Genomic DNA, 17,516 nt, shown 5'->3' with positions numbered 1-17,516 from the left:
CTATGAAACTACTTGATGCTATAAAAACATACGCAGACGCCAAGCCGCAGGCCGAAGCGTTTCGTTCCTTAGATCATTCCCTCACTTACGGGGAATTATGGGATTTGTCGGAGCGGGTTGCGTCCGGCATTCAAAAACATACAGCTGACGGTTCGAAAGCGCCTGTCCTGGTTTACGGACATATGGAGCCGAATATGATCGTTTCTTTCTTAGGAAGCGTCAAAGCGGGCCGCCCATACATCCCTGTCGATGTTTCCATTCCGGCGGAGCGGATCGTCAAAATCATTGAAAGCTCAGGCGCAGAGCTGCTTATCAGCGTATCGGGCGATGCAGTCGATACGGGAAGCAATCTGATTAAAACCGTTACGCCCGAAGAGCTTGCAGCTTACGAAGATGCAGACCTCAGCCGTGAGAACTGGGTAAAAGAGCTGGACACGTTTTACATTATTTACACGTCCGGCAGCACAGGAAATCCGAAGGGCGTGCAGATATCGGCTGATAACCTGCAAAGCTTCACTGACTGGATCTGCAGGGATTTTCCTGTGGGCGAGGGTAAGACATTCTTAAACCAAGCTCCGTTTTCTTTTGATTTATCTGTCATGGACATTTTCCCGTCGCTTCAAACGGGAGGTACGCTGCACTGCGTAACGAAAGACAAAATCAATAAACCGAAAGTACTATTTGAAGAGCTGGAGAAATCCAAACTGAACGTCTGGACATCGACGCCGTCTTTCGTCCAAATGTGTCTGATGGACCCCGGCTTTACGCAGGAGCTCCTGCCTGAGGCAGAAGTATTTATGTTTTGCGGAGAAGCGCTTCCGGCTGCCGTGGCACAGGAGCTGTTAAACCGTTTTCCGAAGGCCCGCGTATTCAATACATACGGCCCGACTGAAACAACGGTTGCCGTCACCTCCGTTGAAATTACGCAGCAGATCATTGATGAAAATGAATCTCTGCCTGTCGGTTTTGCAAAACCCGATATGGATATCTTCATCATGGATGAAAACGGGAATAAGCTTCCGGACGGAGAAAAAGGGGAAATCATCATCGCGGGCCCGAGCGTAAGCAAAGGCTATCTCGGAGAACCTTCTCTAACGGAAAAAGCGTTTTTCCCGATCGACGGCCAGTGGGCATATCACACGGGTGATGCCGGTTATGTTCAGGATGGTCAGATTTTCTGCCAAGGACGCCTTGATTTCCAGATTAAGCTTCACGGCTACCGCATGGAGCTGGAGGAAATCGAAGTACATGTAAGGCAGTCTCAATATGTGCGCACGGCGGTTGTCATCCCGTATCAGCCTAACGGACCTGTCGAATATTTAATTGCCGCCATCGTGCCTGAAAAACATGATTTTGAAAAAGAATTCCAGCTGACAAGCGCCATTAAGAAAGAACTGGCCGCTTCGCTTCCGGCCTACATGATTCCGAGAAAATTCATTTATCAGGATCACATTCAAATGACTGCGAACGGAAAAATCGACCGTAAACGCATTGGCGAAGAGGTTCTTGTATGACGCCTTACAGCTCGTTTTTCTTCTTTATCTTACTTGGAATCCTTCTTTTGCCGACGATTATTTTAGGGCTGAACGGCAAGAGATTCCAAGGATACAACATGTTTATATCCATCATCGTATTGGCTTTGATTTTCGCGCATGATCTGCACGGCGTGATCGCACTATGTATCTTTACGCTGTGGCAGGTGCTTTTAATCAGGGGTTATCTCGCTTACAGACTGAAAGCCAACAGCGGCTTTGTCTTCAGTATGGCCGTGATCGCGTCCATTTTACCCCTGTTTTTATCTAAATTATGGCCGTTTTTCTTTCCGCCGGTGCCTCATCACCCGGTTCATAACCTGATCAGTTTCTTAGGAATTTCTTATTTGACATTTAAAGGCGTCCAGCTGATCATGGAAACGAGAGACGGGCTGATTAAAGAAAAAATGCCGCTTCACCGCCTTTTGTACTTTATAATGTTTTTCCCGACCATTTCTTCCGGTCCGATCGACAGATACCGTAGATTTGCCAAGGACGAACAGAAAGTATGGACAAAGGGAGAATACGCTGATTTACTGTATACCGGCATTCATAAAATTTTTATCGGTTTCTTATACAAATTCATTATCGGATATGCGATTAACACGTATTTCATTATGAATCTGTCTCATATCACCCACAGCAAACTGTGGGGTAATGTGCTGTACATGTACGGATACAGCTTGTACCTGTTTTTTGATTTTGCGGGTTACACGATGTTTGCCGTCGGTGTAAGCTATATCATGGGTATCAAATCTCCGGAAAACTTTAATAAGCCGTTTATCAGCAAAAACATTAAAGACTTCTGGAACCGCTGGCACATGTCCTTATCCTTCTGGTTCAGAGACTACGTATTTATGCGCTTTGTTTTCTGGATGACAAAGAAAAAATGGATAAAGAACCGGATGGCCGTCTCGAACATCGGGTATTTCCTGCTGTTCATGCTGATGGGCGTCTGGCACGGACTCGCCCTGCAATATATTGTATACGGCCTGTACCACGCCGTATTAATGACCGGGTATAACTTTTTTGAGAAATGGAATAAGAAATACAAGTGGCTGCCCGCCAATCGTTTTACGGCCTTTTTAGCCATCGTCATCACATTCCATTTCGTATGTTTCGGATTTTATATTTTCTCAGGAAAACCATTTCATCACTAAAGGAGATTGAAAACACATGGAATTTAAACAGGAAGTATTAGACGTATTAGCTGAAGTTTGTCAGGAGGACGCTGTGAAAGAAAATCCTGATATTGAAATCTTTGAAGAAGGACTGCTTGATTCTTTCGGAACTGTAGAGCTGCTGGTCGCCATCGAAAACCGCTTCGGCATTACAGTGCCGATCACTGAATTTGACCGTGACGAGTGGAATACGCCAAACAACATTGTAAACAAACTGACTGAGTTGAAGTAAATGAAAAAGCGTTTCTTTGGACCAATTATTTTAGCGTTCGTCCTGTTTGTCGGAGCTATCGCAGTTCCGGCTTCATGGCTTACGCGCTTCATTCCTGAAAAACGTGTCGAAGAGTCGGCGGCAGCCTTAAATCCGAATATGTTCCAGGGACTCTATCTTCAAAACAAAATGTTCGAAGACTCGAAGTATCTGCCGATTTTCGGTTCTTCCGAGCTTTCAAGACTGGATGAGTTTCACCCGTCCAACTATTTCCAAGTGAACAACCAAGGCTTTACGCCTTATCTTGTCGGAAAAGGCGGGGACCAATCCTTGATACACGCCGTGAACTTTGCGGCGCATTATCAGCAGCTGAAGGGCAAAAAACTGGTATTCATTGTTTCTCCGCAATGGTTTATCAAAAAAGGTTCTGATGAACAGCACTTTGCGCCGAATTTTTCATCACTTCAGGCATTGGATTTAGCATTTAATAACCAGATTGATCCCGCGGTCAAAAAGAACATGATGAAGCGCATGCTCCGTTTTAAAGTCGTTCAGCATGATGCCGTCCTTTCTGAATTGTACAAGGGAATGGTCAACGGACAATCATGGAAAGTGAAAGCGGTCATGCCGGCTGCAAAAGCTTATTATTCTCTGCTTGAGAAAAAAGATCTTTATTATTCAATGGGAGAAAACAAGGGCCCTGAACGGACGATCTCTGAAAACCTGAAAGGGAAATCGTGGTCAGAGTTAAAAACAGCCGCCGCTCAATTAGGAGAACGGAGCTCCAAGTCCAATCCTTTCTATATCGATGACGCTTCTTATAAAAAGATTAAGAAGAAAGTAAAGAGAGTGAAAGGAATCAACAAAGGAAGAACATACGCCAAATCAGTCGAATATCACGACTTTGAGGATATGCTGGACATTCTGAAAGATGCAGGCGCTGAACCGATGTTCGTGGTTATTCCGGTCAACGGAAAATGGTATGACTACACCGGCTTCCCGAAAAAAGGCCGGACTGATTACTACAAAAAAGTCACTAAGCAAATTAAAGCGAAGGGCTTTCAGGTTGCCGACTTATCCGGGCACGAATATGATCCGTACTTTATGAAAGACACCATCCATATCGCCTGGAAGGGCTGGGTGTACGTCGATAAAGCAATGGAGCAGTTTTACAAAACCGGCAAGGTGACGGTTCACTGAGCACGGTGATGACAGAATACGTAAAAACGAACACGCAGGGGGCATTCTCTCCCCTGCTTTTTATGTGATTTTGATTTTTTCACAAATTTGAGGAAAACTATTGCGAATATTTGTTGAAGGTATACAATAGAATATAAATTATTTTCAAATAAGTTTGACAATAACACCAATAGGGAGACAGAACATTATGAAACAAGATATTCGTGTTGAATTGACTTCAGCCAAAAAACCGAAACCGGACCCCCATGACCTTGCGTTCGGCAGAATTTTCACCGACCATATGTTTGTTATGGATTACGACGCCGATCAAGGCTGGTATGATCCGAGAATTATCCCTTATCAGTCCATCTCAATGGATCCTGCGGCCATGGTTTATCATTACGGCCAAACCGTTTTTGAAGGGCTTAAAGCGTATGTAACGAAGGATCAGGAAGTGCTTCTGTTCAGACCGGAGAAAAATATGGAGCGCCTGAACCAGTCAAATGACCGCCTTTGCATCCCGCTCATTGATGAAGAGCTTGTTCTTGAAGGCCTGAAACAGCTCGTAGCCATCGACAAAGACTGGATTCCGAAAGCGGAAGGCACTTCCCTTTATATCCGTCCGTTTATTATTGCGACTGAGCCTTTCCTCGGTGTAGCGGCATCCCATACGTACAAGCTGTTTATCATTCTTTCCCCGGTCGGCTCTTATTACAAAGAAGGCATTAAACCGGTAAAAATCGCCGTGGAAAACGAATTCGTGCGCGCCGTCAAAGGCGGCACCGGAAACGCGAAAACCGCCGGCAACTACGCATCAAGCCTGAAAGCGCAGCAGGTTGCGGAAGAGAAGGGATTTTCCCAGGTTTTATGGCTTGACGGCATTGAGAAAAAATACATCGAAGAAGTCGGCAGCATGAACATCTTCTTCAAGATCAGCGGCGAGATCGTGACGCCGGAGCTGAACGGAAGCATTCTTGAAGGAATTACGAGAAATTCCGTCATCACCCTTCTCAAACATTGGGGACTGACTGTGTCTGAGCGGAAGATTTCGATCGATGAAATCATCCAGGCGCATCGTGACGGCCGATTGGAAGAAACATTCGGAACCGGTACGGCTGCGGTCATTTCTCCGGTCGGCGAACTGATCTGGAATGATGAAAGTCTTGTCATCGGCAGCGGTGAAACCGGAGAGATCTCGAAGAAATTGTATGATACCATTACAGGCATTCAAAAAGGCGCGGAAGCCGACGTGTTCGGCTGGACGACGGAAGTCGCCTCACTAAGCGAATCAAAATAAGCAAAAAACCCGGAAGCGAATCCGGGTTTTTTACTGCTCTTATGCTTCAATCGACTTAAAGAAATGAGGCAGATGTTCTTTGTGGGCCTCAAGCATTTCATCCAGAATGGCCTTTGCCACGGAGTCTGACGGGACGAGAGGATTGATCGTCATCGCAAGTAGCGCCGTTTGATAATCTCCCGTGACGGCTGCTTCAGCGGCGACACGCTCAAATGATTTGATTTGCTGGACGAGTCCGCGGACAGACACCGGCAGATCACCGACGGCGATCGGTTTCGGACCGTCTTTCGTCATAACACAGTTCACTTCGACCGCTGAGTCATTCGGAATGCTGGCGATCGCGCCGTTGTTGATCGTATTGACGGGCTGGATATCATGTTTGTCGTTATAGATGGAGCTGATCAGGTTGCAGGCCGCGTCACTGTAGTACGCTCCGCCCCGTTTTTCAAGCTGCGGCGGTTTAATGGCGAGATTCGGATCTTTGTACAGTTCGAACAGTTCTTTCTCAACCTTCTGTACGACCTCGGCGCGTGTGCCCTCCGTCTGTGACGCTTCTATTTCATGCTCGAGCATTTCTTTCGTTTTGAAATAATAGCGGTGGTAGCCGCAAGGAATCAGATCGAGCGCCTTCAGGAATTTAGGCTCCCATTCCGCCCCTGAAATATTTTTCATCGTCATGGCGTTTTCCGGGTCTCCCATGGCTTCAATGACTTGATCTTTCACGCTGACGCCGTCTAAGAAAACATCTAATCCGAAGACCATATGATTCAGCCCGGCAAATTGCACTTCGATCCGGCTGACATCCACGTCCAATGCTTTTGCGACGCCCATTTTAATGCCGATCGGCACATTGCAGAGGCCGACGACTTTTGTGAGATTCGAGTAGCGGAGCAAGGCCTCGGTAACCATGCCGGCAGGATTTGTGAAATTCACGAGCCATGCATTCGGACAAAGCTCTTCGATGTCTTTCGCGATTTCCAGAATAATCGGGATGGTGCGCAGCCCTTTGAATAAACCGCCCGGACCGTTTGTCTCCTGGCCGATTACACCGTATTTTAGCGGAATCCGTTCATCTTTGGCGCGGGCCTCAAGAAGGCCGACGCGGAATTGAGTCGTTACGAAATCCGCATCCTTCAAGGCTTCTCTCCGGTCAAGCGTCAGGTGAATCTCTATCGGAACACCCGCTTTTTCGACCATGCGTTTTGCAAGCGTGCCGACGATATTGAGTTTTTTCTCGCCTTCGGGAATGTCGACGAGCCATAATTCTCTGACAGGCAGTTCCTCATAGCGTTTAATGATGCCTTCCACAAGCTCCGGTGTATAGCTTGAACCTCCGCCGATCGTTACAATTTTAATTCCTTTTGTCATATTTTTGCTCCCCCTTGCAGACTCACTTTTTCGTAAATCTCGACTAACTCAGCGGCCAAGTCTTTCACGGTCATGGCATTCATTAAATGATCTTGCGCATGCACCATCAAAAGCGTCATGTCTGTTTTTTCTCCGCCGGCTTCATTTTGGATCAGTTCTGTCTGATAATGATGGGCTTCGGTCAGTTCCCTTGCGGCTTCCTGAAGCTTTTCTTCCGCCATAGCTCTGTCCCCCCGCTTTGCGGCGGCAATGGCTTCCATTGATGCGCTTCTGCCGTTGCCGCCATGCAGGATGATCTGAAAAATGGTCTGTTCCATTTTTTCATTCATGTGTTTCACTCCCTTTCTCTACAGCACGGCTTTTTCGTCTCCCTGTACGGCTGGCGCCTGCGATTGTTCAAGTTCGTTTTCTTCTTTCAGCTTTTGCGAATCCCACATTCTGAAGAACGGATAGTACACGATAAAGGCTGTGATGATATTAATCGCCTGCATGACAGCCCCTGATATTTTTCCGCCCGTGGCAAGATAGCCGGAGAAAATCGGCGGCATCGTCCATGGGACGGCAATGCCGGCAGGTTTGGCGACGAGGCCAGTGCTCATGCCGATATAGGTAAAGACCAGTGTGACAAGCGGTGTGATAATGAACGGAATGAGAAGCATCGGGTTCATGACGATCGGCATTCCGAAAATAATCGGCTCATTAATATTAAAGACGGCCGGCCCGATGGCGAGTTTCCCAAGCTGCTTCATCTGCTTGCTTCGCGAACGGAGAAACATGGTGACCACGAGCGCCAGTGTCGCGCCGCTTCCGCCGATGTTGATCCAGATTTCAAAAAACTGCTGGGTGAAAATATTCGGAAGCGCATCGCCCGCCTGAAACGCAATCCGGTTGGCATCCATCGCTCCGAACCAGATCGGCGCCATGACGCCGCCGACTATGTTCGCCCCGTGTAATCCGCACGCCCACAAGAGCATTTGAACCGCTTCGGCTATCAGGCTTCCGCCGAGACTTCCCCCAAGAATCGAGAGCGGTGTCCCCAGTACAACGCTTACAATGTTATGAAGGCTTTCAAACGGTGTCGCTTCGACAATTAAACGCGCGCCCCAGATCAGAAAGATGACGGCAAAACCGGGAATTAAAGCGATAAACGATTTGCTGACCGCAGGAGGCACGCCGTCCGGCATTTTGAAGACGAAATTCCGCTGGATGATCAGGCGGTAAATTTCCGTCGACAGCATGGCGATGATCATCGCGACAAACAGCCCTTTGCTTCCCATGAGAGACAGCGGGATGCCGCCGCCGACCATGATTTCCTCTTTGGCGCCGGAAGGCAGAAACGGAACTTTGTACGGCGTTGCCAAGAGAAACGCCGCCAAAGATATCGCACCGGCCGATAATGCATCCACCCCGTATTTTTCGGCCAGGCGGTAGGCGATTCCGAAAGCGGCGACAAGACCCATGATTTCAAAGGTCGCATCAACCGGATATTGCAGTTTTTGAGACCAGGCGCTTCCGAACGTCTTTGCCATGAAATCCGCATATCCCGGAATCGGCAGGTTGCCGATGATCAGAAAAAATGAACCGATGATGATAAGCGGCATGGTGAGGATGATCCCGTCACGCAATGCTTGCAGATGCCGCTGGGAGGCAATTTTTCCGGCAATGGGCATGACTTTCTCTTCTAAAAACTGGTTCACCTTATTCACACGGCCCGCCCCTTTCTACGATGCGTTTCCGAGCTGTTCCGCTGATTTCAGAACCTCCGCTCCGTTGCATGTGCCGTAATGGACGGTATTGATGACTTCAACCGGCACTCCTTTTGATTCACCCAATTTTTTCAGCTGCGGAAGCAAATAACGGACTTGAGGCCCAAGCAGCAATACGTCCGCTTTATCAATATGCTGGTTGACTGAATCGCCTGACACCGCCCAGATTTTATATTCTTTTCCTTGTTCCTGCGCGCTTTTTTCCATCTTGGTGACGAGTAAGCTTGTTGACATCCCTGCTGCACAAACGAGTAATATATTCATGTAAAAGACCTCCTGAAAGTTTGATATTTTGTATGTCTCGATGTTAGTACCATCATATTATGAAATCGCTTTCATAACTACTCAGGCTTTTTCCGCTGTTAACGGAAAAAAGGTGTATCCCGGTCTTTCTCTGATCGTTTGTCTCTGAATACTCGTAAAACCTCCTGATAGGTTGTGCATTTTAAGAGACGGCTTACCGCGGCCGGATCATCTAACATCCCGCCGAGCCATTTGTACATATGCTGGAGGTCGGCTTTGCTTTCTTTCTCGACGCAGAGCAGGCAGACAAATTGGACACGCTTATCCGCCCAGTCAATCGGCTTCTTCAGCGTGCATACCGCCCAAAACGTCGTGTCTGTCTGCGGAACGAGCGGGTGCGGAATCGCCGTAAGATTGCCGAAACTCGTAGGAGAAATCGCTTCCCTTTCAAAAATAGAATCGGTCAGAGAATCAGAAGCGAGGCCGGCTTCTGCAACCTGCTGTCCGAGAAAACGGATGACGTCCTCCTTCGTCTCCAGATCCTGCTGCAAAAATACCAGCTCCGGTTTCAGAAAGTTCAATTGTTCCCGCTTTTCTTCCAGCATGGCGTCGATTTTTGTAAAATCCCCGCCGCCCAACAGCGTATGAACCTTTAATACGGGAACGGGCAGGTCTTTTTTGATCGGCACTGTGCTGACCACAAAATCAATCGACTCAAAGGAAAGCTGGTCAAGGCTGCAGTAATCAGCCGTTCCGACGATTTCAAGACGCTTTGCGAACCGGGAACGGAGCTTTTCTCTTAAAAGCTGTGCGCTGCCGGCGCCGGACGCACAGACAATCAAGCAGCGTTTAGGCGGCCGTTCCGTCTTTCTCCTTTCAATGGCGGCTCCGAAATGAAGCGCCAAATATCCGATCTCATTCTCATGAATATCAATGCCGGTTTGCTCCTTGATCACGATTCCCGCAATCACTCCCGCTTCAAATGCGAGCGGATAATTTTCCTTTATGGCGGAGAGCATCGGGTTTCTCAGGTTCATTCCGTACCGGTTTCGGTTAATCGCTGGCTTGATGTGGAGCGCAAGACCCGCTTTCAGCTCATTGTCGTCCGTGATTCCGAGCTTCAGCTCCCGCTCAATGGCTTCGATCATGGCCTCCGTCAAACGGCTGGTTTCCCCGTCTATCAGCCTTGTAAGCTCTTTTCCTTCCAGTTGTGACTGGGTCATGCGCTTTGTCCCGAGCAGGTGAATGGCGATATAGGCGGTTTCCTGTTCGGGAAAGGTGACCGAAAGCGCAGATTCAAGCTCTTTTACGATGGCTTCCGCTGACTGATATTCTGTTTCAAGCTTAATATCATGAAGATCTTCCGGAATGAGAGATACATAGTTTTCTGTCCGGATTCGTTTGCAGGCAATGGCGATATGGATGATGAGATTGTTCAGGCCGAAGAAAGAAAGCGGGATCTTATGGTTTCGAACCTGCTTCATAATGGCTGTGCGGATCACATGAATGTCGTCTTTCGGCAGAATACCGGCCTTTTCACTCAGGAGATCAGGCTCAGGCTCGCGGTCGTCCACTAAGTATTCCGCCATACAATAACGGAGGCGGAGCTCTTCGCCGCGCAGCTTAAAGCCGTAGTTCGGCCTTGTTTCCAAAATGATGTCATAGGGGCGGAGCCGTTTTTTGACTTCTTTTAAATCAGATTGAAGTGTGGATTTACTGATGAACAGTTCTTCCGCCAAGTCATCCAGCTTGAGGTAGCCGTCGGCCAGAAGCATTCTTTTCATAAGGTAATCTATCCGTTCATCGGGAAAAATCGGCACGGTGCTGTTTTGCTGGAAATTGTCCTGAAGCCAGTTTTTAAACGGCTGCTCATTCCGGATCAGCAGCTTATAGCCGCTCCCTCTGACAGATTGAATGGATGCGCCGTGTTTTTCTACAATGGTTTGCAGTTCCTTTATGTCATTGCGGACCGTCCGCGTCGTTACCTTTACATTTGCAGCGATGACTGAGCTTGTAACCGGTGTTTCAGCAGCTAAAAGCAAGCGCAGAAGTTCACGAAGCCGCCCATGAAGCATGAGAAAAACCTCCTATCAGATCAGATGCAGACGTGAAAAATGGGCAAAAAGAATGAGGAAGGGGTAAATGTATGTAAATTCTATAATGGGGAGGATTTCTAGTCAATGCGGCAATCCGATGCCAAGCCCGTAAAAAAACAGCCGGATCAGCCGGCTGTTCGGGATGCGGACATGCGGTTCCGCTTAGATGCCTTCCGTTCTTTTATGATTTTTCTGATGATCGGATAGATGACGGGCGCCCATTTGATAATCGTTTTGAAAAATTTTTTCAATGTCTGAATCCCCTTTCTTTTACCTTGTCTTTCCCCTGTTATCAGCGTTTATAAACATGGTCAGCGTGAGACATATCGGTTCCCTGTCACCCAATAGCGCCACGGATAATCCCGGGCTTCTCCGCTGTTGTCAATCCCGATTCTCGGGCCTGTTGATATATGCTCAGGCGTAAAGCCCTCCGTAATATACAGCGGCGGTTCCGTGATCATGCCGCTGTAGTCGTTCATTGAAATGCCCATCGCCTTCGTCAGTTTTCCCGGGCCGTTTGTCCACTCTCTCGGGGGTCTGCCCGGTCTCCTGCTCTCCATCAGGAACTGTCCTTCATGAGGCTCCGCCGCCCTGATTAACACGGCCTGCGGAATGCCGATGTCCGCGGCGACGACGTTCATTAATGTATGAGTGTGCATGACGTATGTATAAATGCGGCCCGCCTCATGGAACATAATTTCCGTCCGTTTCGTGCGCCGGTTGCCGAAGCTGTGCGCCGCCCGGTCTTCCGCTCCCATATAAGCTTCCGTTTCCACGATAAAACCTGAAGCCGTTCCCTCATCCGTCTCCTTCACCAAGAGACAGCCGAGCAATAAAGGGGCAAGCTCCACTGACGGTCTCTGGTAAAATTCAATCGGCAAAGGCTTTCGTTCTCCCGCCATTTGCCTCCCTCCTTTCTGAATATAGCGATTTCCTCTTTCACGTTTTTCACTTCTTTTTTACAATATAAACATGAGAGAAAAAAAGGACATTATTGTTGAACGCTCTATTGCGTTTTGAAAATCGGCTCGGTATAATATGATGGTTCAAATGAAAATGATTCTCATGTTCAATAAATACCGGACAATGATCATAAAAGTAGGTGAATTGATTTTTGAGCGATTCTGTCAGGTCCGCAAACCGTCTGATCAGCATCTTAAAAAACGGGGTTTTCTTCCTGATCGCGGTGATCGGGCTGCTTGTATCTATTTTTTTCGCCGTCTCATTCGGCGCGAAAGACATTACTTTACATACGGTTTGGTCGGCTGTTGCTGATTACAATCCGAATATAACGGGCCAGCAGATCATTCATGAATTGCGTCTTCCGAGGGTGCTCGGGGCGGCCGTTACAGGAGCCGCTTTTGCCGCAGCCGGCGCCCTCATGCAGGGTGTCACGAGAAACCCGCTTGCCGATTCGGGAGTCTTAGGCGTAAACGCGGGCGCCATGTTTGTTGTTGCGCTCAGTTTTGCTTTTTTCCCTCATTTATCATACGCCCTGCTGATGGTGATGTCATTTTTGGGAGCACTGGCAAGCACCGGCTTGATTTTCTTTATCAGTGCGGCGGGAAAAGGCAGCATGACACCTTTAAAAGTGACGCTTGCCGGGGCGGTCGTGGCCGCTCTTTTACATTCACTCAGTACCGGTGTGGCGATTTATTACGATTTAAGCCAGGATTTGGCCTTCTGGTACGCCGGCGGGGTGTCAGGGATCAAGTGGACTCATTTACAAGTCCTTGTTCCCGTGATTGCGGTCTTCATCATTCTCGCGACATTCATGGGCCGGTCCGTCACCCTTCTCTCAATGGGAAATGACGTGGCGGCGAATTTAGGGGTGAACACGGCTCTGACGCGTGCCGCCGGATTAATGATCGCCGTCGTTCTTGCCGGTGTGTCTGTTTCCGCTGCCGGCGCGATCGGCTTCGTCGGGCTGGTCATTCCCCATATCGCGCGAAAGATCGTCGGCGTTACGTACAGGCTGATTATTCCGATGTCCGCGTTACTCGGCGCGATTCTATTGATTTTGGCTGACCTGGCCTCGCGCACGGTCAGTCCCCCGAGGGAATTGGCGATAGGCATTATGGTCGCACTTGTCGGTGTCCCTTTCTTTCTTTATATTGCCCGCAAGGAAGGGAGAGACTTATAAATGAAAGTGCAGAAAGAAACAAAAAAAGCGGCGGCGGCAGGACTCATTCTGCTGGTCATCGCCGTTTGCATTATTCTGATCGGGCTGCATACGGGCTCATTCCGGCTTTCTCCTCTCACGGTGGGAAAAACGCTGTTCGGATACGGCACGTTTCAAAGCACAACCGTTTTATTCGATTACCGGCTTCCCCGGATTCTGGTGACGATGCTGGCCGGCATCGGTTTAGGAGTGTCGGGCGCTATTTTGCAGGGTGTATCCCGAAATCCGCTTGCCGATCCGGGCATTCTCGGACTGCATGCCGGCGCTTCCTTCGGTTTGATGATGTATATCACGTTCTTTCATTCCCTGGAGGCGCAGGCATCGATGTTCATCCCGCTGTTTACGTTTGCGGGCGGAACACTCGCCGCCCTGCTGATCGTAGTGCTTACGTACGACAGGCTGAACGGTTTTTTAACGATCCGCATGCTGTTAGTCGGGATCGCCGTTTCCGCGGGCTTCAGCGCCGTTACATTGTTTATGTCGCTGCGACTGAATGAAGAAACTTATACATTCGCTTCCCGCTGGCTGGTGGGAAACGTCTGGGGCAGGGATTGGATTCACGTGTGGTCGCTATTGCCCTGGATCGGCATTCTCGCACCGCTTGCATGGCTTAACGCCCGCTCTTTGAATATTTTAATGCTCGGTGACCAGGCAGCCGCGGGGCTCGGCGCACACGTGCAGAGAAAAAGGATCATGCTGATCGCCATAGCGGTCGGCTTGTCCTGCGCGAGCGTCGCGATGGCCGGGGGAATCGGCTTTATCGGCTTTGCCGCCCCTCACTTGGCAAGACGGCTCGTCGGCACCATGCATCAGCATATTATCCCGATTGCGGGATTAATCGGACTCGTCATTCTTGTCGCGGCAGACACCATCGGCCGGTCTTTGTTTCAGCCGAACGCCATTCCGGCCGGCGTGGTTGCGGCAGCCATCGGCGCGCCGTATTTTCTCTATCTCGTCATGAAAATCAAATCATAAAACAAGGAGTATTCCCATGAAAAAAATAATTGCGCTCGTCAGTTTCATGTGTATTTTCTTATTGGCTGCCTGCCAATCCGATTCAACACAGCCGGAGTCAAAAAAGAAATCCGGCGATCATAAAATCGCTTCGATGTCCATTCACCTGACAAATGATCTGCTGGCTCTCGGCGTTACACCTGCCGGTTCCGTCGTGGGCGGAGAATTAAAAGATTTTCTCCCTCATGTGAAAAATCAGCTGAAAGACACGAAAAAACTCGGACCTGCCTCAGACCCGGATATGGAAGCTTTACTTGAGCTGAATCCAGACAACATTTATCTTGATAAAGAATTTGCGGGAAAAGATGTGTCAAAATACAAGAAAATCGGAAACACACACGTTTTCGACCTTGATAAAGGCACTTGGCGCGATCATCTAAAAGATATCGGAAAAATCGTCAACCGTGAAAAAGAAGCGAAAACATTTATTCAAGATTACGAAGATGAAACAAAACAAGTCAGATCCATGATGAATAAGGAATTAGGGAAAAACGCCAAAGTCATGGCGATCCGCGTGAACGCAAAAGAGCTTCGCGTCTTCAGCACACGCCGTCCGATGGGACCGATTCTGTTTGACGATCTGAAGCTGAAACCGGCTGACGGCATTAAAGAAATGAACACCTCCCGCCCTTATGAAGTCATTTCTCAAGAAGTGCTGCCTGATTACAACGCAGATGCGATTTTCGTCGTCGTTAACAGAGACGACAAGTCACAGCAAGCCTATAAAGAATTGCAAAAAAGCGCTGTATGGAAAGGGCTGAAGGCCGTGAAAGCAAACCACGTCTATAAAATTGCCGATCAGCCTTGGCTTGATTATTCAGCACTGGGAAATAAATTAGCAATGGATGAAGCGAAAAAACTGTTCCAAAAATAAACATGAGCCGGTTTTGCAAAAAGTGCAAGGCCGGCTTTTTTATATTGTCGTTTACTTATATAAACATCTGCTTATATAATAGTGTAAAAAAGGAGTGAGCGCATGGAACGGAGGCATCATGCTTTAAGTTCCGAAGGGATCAGCCAGTGCCTCAAACTTCTAAGCGACCCGACGAGGCTTTTGATGCTGAAGCTTCTGAAGGATAAGGAATATTGTGTCTGCGAGCTGACAGCTATTTTTCATATAAGTCAGCCCGGCATCAGCCAGCACTTGCGGAAATTAAAGAACGCCGGCCTTGTGCGGGAAAGACGCGAGGGTCAGTGGCGGTACTATGCCATTCATCCGTCCGGTCCGGAATACGCGCTGGTTTGCTCGATTCTGCAGCAGATAGATGAAAAGGACGAAGTTTTACAGACATTGCGGCAAAAAGAAGTCACTGTTACATGCCGGTAAGGGGGATATATCTTGGGAGTTGCGGTTTTATCAGCGCTGATTTTTGTGCTGACACTTGTGTTTGTCATATGGCAGCCGAAACATGTATCAATCGGCTGGTCTGCCTGCGGCGGGGCGGTCCTCGCTTTGATCGCCGGAGCAGTCAGCCTGCACGATATCGCGGAAGTGACGGGAATCGTCTGGAATGCGACACTTGCCTTTATCGCCATTATTATCATTTCATTGATTCTTGACAGTATCGGTTTTTTTGAGTGGGCCGCGCTGCATATGGCCATGGCGGCCAAGGGCAGCGGGCTGCGGATGTTTCTCTATGTGTCGGTCTTAGGGGCTGTTGTCTCCGCCCTGTTTGCCAATGACGGAGCGGCGCTCATTTTGACCCCGATCGTACTGGCGATGGTGCGGGCTTTGAATTTACCTGAAAAGCTGGTTTTTCCTTTTATTATCGCCGGAGGATTCATCGCCGACACCACCTCGCTTCCGCTCGTTGTAAGCAATTTGGTCAATATTGTATCCGCCGATTACTTTCATATCGGATACATTGAATATGCATCACGCATGCTGGTGCCCAACCTTTTTTCTCTGGCGGCAAGCATTTTGGTGCTGTATCTCTATTTCAGAAAAAACATTCCGAAACGGTATGACACCGGTCTTGTGAAACATCCGGCATCCGCGATTAAGGATGAACGCCTTTTCCGGTTATCGTGGGCTGTGCTGGCCGTTTTATTGATCGGATATTTCGTCAGCGAACTGCTGTCGATACCCGTTTCCTTCGTTGCCGGCTCCATCGCGGTCATTTTTCTCATTCTGGCGCAGCGAAGCCCCGCCGTCCCTGCGAAACAAGTCATCAAGGACGCCCCGTGGGCCATCGTGTTTTTTTCTGTCGGCATGTATGTTGTCGTGTACGGCTTGCGGAATGCCGGACTGACGGATCTTCTTTCTCAGCTTATACAGAAAGCGGCGGATCACGGTTTGTTTGCGGGCACACTCGGAATGGGGTTTATCGCGGCGATCCTCTCCTCCGTTATGAATAACCTGCCGACGGTGATGATTGACGCCATAGCCATCAGCGGAACGGAAACTCACGGGCTGATGAGAGAAGCATTGATTTACGCGAATGTTATCGGTTCGGACCTCGGGCCGAAAATCACGCCGATCGGATCGCTGGCGACGTTGTTATGGCTCCACGTGCTAAGCCGGAAAAACGTGAAAATTTCCTGGGGAATGTATTTCAAGACAGGTCTGATATTAACCATTCCGACGTTATTCATCACCCTGATCGGACTTTATTTATGGCTGTTATGGCTCGCTTGAGATGAAAAACCTTTTAAGTTGAATCTTAAAAGGTTTTTTTGTGTCAAAAATCCGAAAAGTAAAACTTTATATTTTAAAAGTATAGACATTTAATTTCAAAAGATTATAATATTCATGAAAACGTTTTAACTTTATGAAAGAAGGGATTCCTCATGAAAAGAATTTTATTAGCCTGCAGCTCAGGCATGTCCACCAGCCTTCTTGTTACGAAAATGCAGAATTACGCCCGCTCCATCGGTGAGGAAGCCGAGATTTGGGCAGTCGGACAGGATAAAGCAAAAGAAGCGCTGAAAGACGCAGACGTCGTACTGATCGGCCCGCAGATGAGTTTTTTAAAAGGTGAGCTTCAAAAAGATGCGGACCCGCTTCACATCACCGTTGATGTGATTGACATGATGGCTTACGGCATGGGAGACGGCAAAAAAGCATACGAACAGGCCGTTGCCTTGATAGAGAACAAATAAAGGAGGCGATAAGCATGGAAACGTACACGGATGAACAGATCAGTTTTCAGCTGATTCTTCACAGCGGCAATGCCCGCAGCAATATTATTCAATCGATACGCGCTTATAAAGACGGCCGGACAGATGAGTCAGACACCTTTCTGACAAAGGCTGAAGAAGAACTGGGGAAAGCGCACGACATCCATTTTCAGATGATTCAAAAAGAAGCCGGCGGCGCCAAGACGGATGTCTCTCTGCTTTTTATGCATGCTGAAGATCACTTAATGTCAGCGCTTTCAATGAAAGAGCTCGTCAAAGAAATGCTCGACTTATTTCAATCAAAGAATTTATAAAAAGCCGGGGGTG

Annotated in this window: 19 protein-coding genes; 12 read left to right on the top strand and 7 right to left on the bottom strand. The window is 48.4% G+C overall.

Features of this window, described 5'->3' with window-relative positions; translation table 11 throughout:
- The first annotated feature begins 2 nt into the window (after nt 1-2).
- The 5 genes from dltA (at nt 3) to ABK447_RS01185 (ending at nt 5,400) form a co-directional block, all read left to right on the top strand.
- Nucleotides 3-1,514, top strand: coding sequence for a D-alanine--poly(phosphoribitol) ligase subunit DltA (dltA, locus tag ABK447_RS01205; protein ID WP_094031391.1), 1,512 nt, complete (start codon nt 3-5; stop codon nt 1,512-1,514).
- On the top strand, nt 1,511-2,692 hold the full coding sequence (dltB, locus tag ABK447_RS01200; RefSeq protein ID WP_015240830.1) for a D-alanyl-lipoteichoic acid biosynthesis protein DltB: 1,182 nt from the start codon (nt 1,511-1,513) through the stop codon (nt 2,690-2,692). The genes dltA and dltB overlap by 4 nt, the downstream gene beginning before the upstream one ends.
- Nucleotides 2,693-2,708: 16 nt before the next feature.
- Nucleotides 2,709-2,945, top strand: a complete 237-nt coding sequence (dltC, locus tag ABK447_RS01195; protein WP_003150875.1) for a D-alanine--poly(phosphoribitol) ligase subunit 2 — start codon at nt 2,709-2,711, stop codon at nt 2,943-2,945.
- The gene (gene dltD / locus ABK447_RS01190; RefSeq protein WP_012118763.1) at nt 2,946-4,124 is read left to right on the top strand and encodes a D-alanyl-lipoteichoic acid biosynthesis protein DltD; all 1,179 of its coding nucleotides are present in this window, start codon (nt 2,946-2,948) and stop codon (nt 4,122-4,124) included.
- A 184-nt stretch (nt 4,125-4,308) separates the two neighbouring features.
- A complete protein-coding gene (locus ABK447_RS01185) occupies nt 4,309-5,400 on the top strand; it encodes a branched-chain amino acid aminotransferase (RefSeq protein WP_025650062.1) in 1,092 nt (363 codons plus the stop codon).
- Between the two features lie 39 nt (nt 5,401-5,439).
- On the opposite strand, the gene licH is transcribed toward ABK447_RS01185, so the two are convergent.
- From licH to ABK447_RS01150, 7 genes are all read right to left on the bottom strand, one after another.
- Nucleotides 5,440-6,768 (bottom strand): 6-phospho-beta-glucosidase LicH, encoded by a 1,329-nt coding sequence (gene licH / locus ABK447_RS01180; protein ID WP_094031392.1) that lies wholly within the window; start codon nt 6,766-6,768, stop codon nt 5,440-5,442.
- The gene (gene licA, locus ABK447_RS01175) at nt 6,765-7,097 is read right to left on the bottom strand and encodes a PTS lichenan transporter subunit IIA (protein ID WP_003150867.1); all 333 of its coding nucleotides are present in this window, start codon (nt 7,095-7,097) and stop codon (nt 6,765-6,767) included. The genes licH and licA overlap by 4 nt, the downstream gene beginning before the upstream one ends.
- An 18-nt stretch (nt 7,098-7,115) precedes the next feature.
- Entirely contained in the window at nt 7,116-8,474 is a 1,359-nt protein-coding gene (gene celB / locus ABK447_RS01170) for a PTS cellobiose transporter subunit IIC (RefSeq protein ID WP_012118765.1), read from the bottom strand.
- A 15-nt stretch (nt 8,475-8,489) separates the two neighbouring features.
- Nucleotides 8,490-8,798, bottom strand: coding sequence for a PTS lichenan transporter subunit IIB (licB, locus tag ABK447_RS01165; protein WP_003150863.1), 309 nt, complete (start codon nt 8,796-8,798; stop codon nt 8,490-8,492).
- Nucleotides 8,799-8,896: 98 nt separating this feature from the next.
- Nucleotides 8,897-10,852, bottom strand: a complete 1,956-nt coding sequence (gene licR / locus ABK447_RS01160; RefSeq protein WP_007407741.1) for a transcriptional regulator LicR — start codon at nt 10,850-10,852, stop codon at nt 8,897-8,899.
- Between the two features lie 146 nt (nt 10,853-10,998).
- Nucleotides 10,999-11,133 (bottom strand): hypothetical protein, encoded by a 135-nt coding sequence (locus tag ABK447_RS01155; RefSeq protein ID WP_369719122.1) that lies wholly within the window; start codon nt 11,131-11,133, stop codon nt 10,999-11,001.
- Between the two features lie 51 nt (nt 11,134-11,184).
- Nucleotides 11,185-11,775, bottom strand: a complete 591-nt coding sequence (locus ABK447_RS01150) for a DNA-3-methyladenine glycosylase (protein WP_076424738.1) — start codon at nt 11,773-11,775, stop codon at nt 11,185-11,187.
- Nucleotides 11,776-12,017: 242 nt separating this feature from the next.
- Between ABK447_RS01150 and ABK447_RS01145 the strand changes: the two genes are divergently transcribed.
- The 7 genes from ABK447_RS01145 to ABK447_RS01115 all read left to right on the top strand — a co-directional run bounded on the left by ABK447_RS01145 (nt 12,018) and on the right by ABK447_RS01115 (nt 17,503).
- Nucleotides 12,018-13,016, top strand: coding sequence for an iron ABC transporter permease (locus tag ABK447_RS01145; protein ID WP_223252816.1), 999 nt, complete (start codon nt 12,018-12,020; stop codon nt 13,014-13,016).
- Complete coding sequence (locus ABK447_RS01140; protein WP_007407745.1) at nt 13,017-14,030, top strand: iron ABC transporter permease; 1,014 nt, start codon at nt 13,017-13,019, stop codon at nt 14,028-14,030.
- A 16-nt stretch (nt 14,031-14,046) separates the two neighbouring features.
- Nucleotides 14,047-14,943 carry an ABC transporter substrate-binding protein gene (locus tag ABK447_RS01135; RefSeq protein WP_007407746.1) on the top strand — a complete coding sequence of 299 codons (897 nt, stop codon included), beginning with the start codon at nt 14,047-14,049 and terminating at the stop codon, nt 14,941-14,943.
- A 102-nt stretch (nt 14,944-15,045) separates the two neighbouring features.
- On the top strand, nt 15,046-15,396 hold the full coding sequence (locus tag ABK447_RS01130; protein ID WP_025285481.1) for a metalloregulator ArsR/SmtB family transcription factor: 351 nt from the start codon (nt 15,046-15,048) through the stop codon (nt 15,394-15,396).
- Between the two features lie 12 nt (nt 15,397-15,408).
- Nucleotides 15,409-16,707, top strand: coding sequence for an arsenical efflux pump membrane protein ArsB (locus ABK447_RS01125; RefSeq protein WP_061581630.1), 1,299 nt, complete (start codon nt 15,409-15,411; stop codon nt 16,705-16,707).
- A 152-nt stretch (nt 16,708-16,859) separates the two neighbouring features.
- Nucleotides 16,860-17,171 carry a PTS sugar transporter subunit IIB gene (locus ABK447_RS01120; RefSeq protein ID WP_094031394.1) on the top strand — a complete coding sequence of 104 codons (312 nt, stop codon included), beginning with the start codon at nt 16,860-16,862 and terminating at the stop codon, nt 17,169-17,171.
- 14 nt (nt 17,172-17,185) lie between these two features.
- Nucleotides 17,186-17,503, top strand: a complete 318-nt coding sequence (locus tag ABK447_RS01115; RefSeq protein ID WP_007407750.1) for a PTS lactose/cellobiose transporter subunit IIA — start codon at nt 17,186-17,188, stop codon at nt 17,501-17,503.
- Nucleotides 17,504-17,516: the final 13 nt, after the last annotated feature.

Origin of the sequence: Bacillus sp. hwrm1, assembly GCF_040207805.1 — a bacterium.
GTDB classification, from domain to species: Bacteria; Bacillota; Bacilli; order Bacillales; family Bacillaceae; genus Bacillus; species Bacillus velezensis.
This window is presented reverse-complemented; position numbering and strand designations above follow the sequence as displayed.

Excerpts from the sequence above, each read along its gene's own strand:
- dltA (WP_094031391.1), top strand. The coding sequence starts at position 3 with ATGAAACTACTTGATGCTATAAAAACATACGCAGACGCCAAGCCGCAG.
- dltB (WP_015240830.1), top strand. The coding sequence starts at position 1,511 with ATGACGCCTTACAGCTCGTTTTTCTTCTTTATCTTACTTGGAATCCTT.
- dltC (WP_003150875.1), top strand. The coding sequence starts at position 2,709 with ATGGAATTTAAACAGGAAGTATTAGACGTATTAGCTGAAGTTTGTCAG.
- dltD (WP_012118763.1), top strand. The coding sequence starts at position 2,946 with ATGAAAAAGCGTTTCTTTGGACCAATTATTTTAGCGTTCGTCCTGTTT.
- licH (WP_094031392.1), bottom strand. The coding sequence starts at position 6,768 with ATGACAAAAGGAATTAAAATTGTAACGATCGGCGGAGGTTCAAGCTAT.
- licA (WP_003150867.1), bottom strand. The coding sequence starts at position 7,097 with ATGAATGAAAAAATGGAACAGACCATTTTTCAGATCATCCTGCATGGC.
- licB (WP_003150863.1), bottom strand. The coding sequence starts at position 8,798 with ATGAATATATTACTCGTTTGTGCAGCAGGGATGTCAACAAGCTTACTC.
- licR (WP_007407741.1), bottom strand. The coding sequence starts at position 10,852 with ATGCTTCATGGGCGGCTTCGTGAACTTCTGCGCTTGCTTTTAGCTGCT.
- ABK447_RS01150 (WP_076424738.1), bottom strand. The coding sequence starts at position 11,775 with ATGGCGGGAGAACGAAAGCCTTTGCCGATTGAATTTTACCAGAGACCG.
- ABK447_RS01140 (WP_007407745.1), top strand. The coding sequence starts at position 13,017 with ATGAAAGTGCAGAAAGAAACAAAAAAAGCGGCGGCGGCAGGACTCATT.
- ABK447_RS01135 (WP_007407746.1), top strand. The coding sequence starts at position 14,047 with ATGAAAAAAATAATTGCGCTCGTCAGTTTCATGTGTATTTTCTTATTG.
- ABK447_RS01130 (WP_025285481.1), top strand. The coding sequence starts at position 15,046 with ATGGAACGGAGGCATCATGCTTTAAGTTCCGAAGGGATCAGCCAGTGC.
- ABK447_RS01120 (WP_094031394.1), top strand. The coding sequence starts at position 16,860 with ATGAAAAGAATTTTATTAGCCTGCAGCTCAGGCATGTCCACCAGCCTT.
- ABK447_RS01115 (WP_007407750.1), top strand. The coding sequence starts at position 17,186 with ATGGAAACGTACACGGATGAACAGATCAGTTTTCAGCTGATTCTTCAC.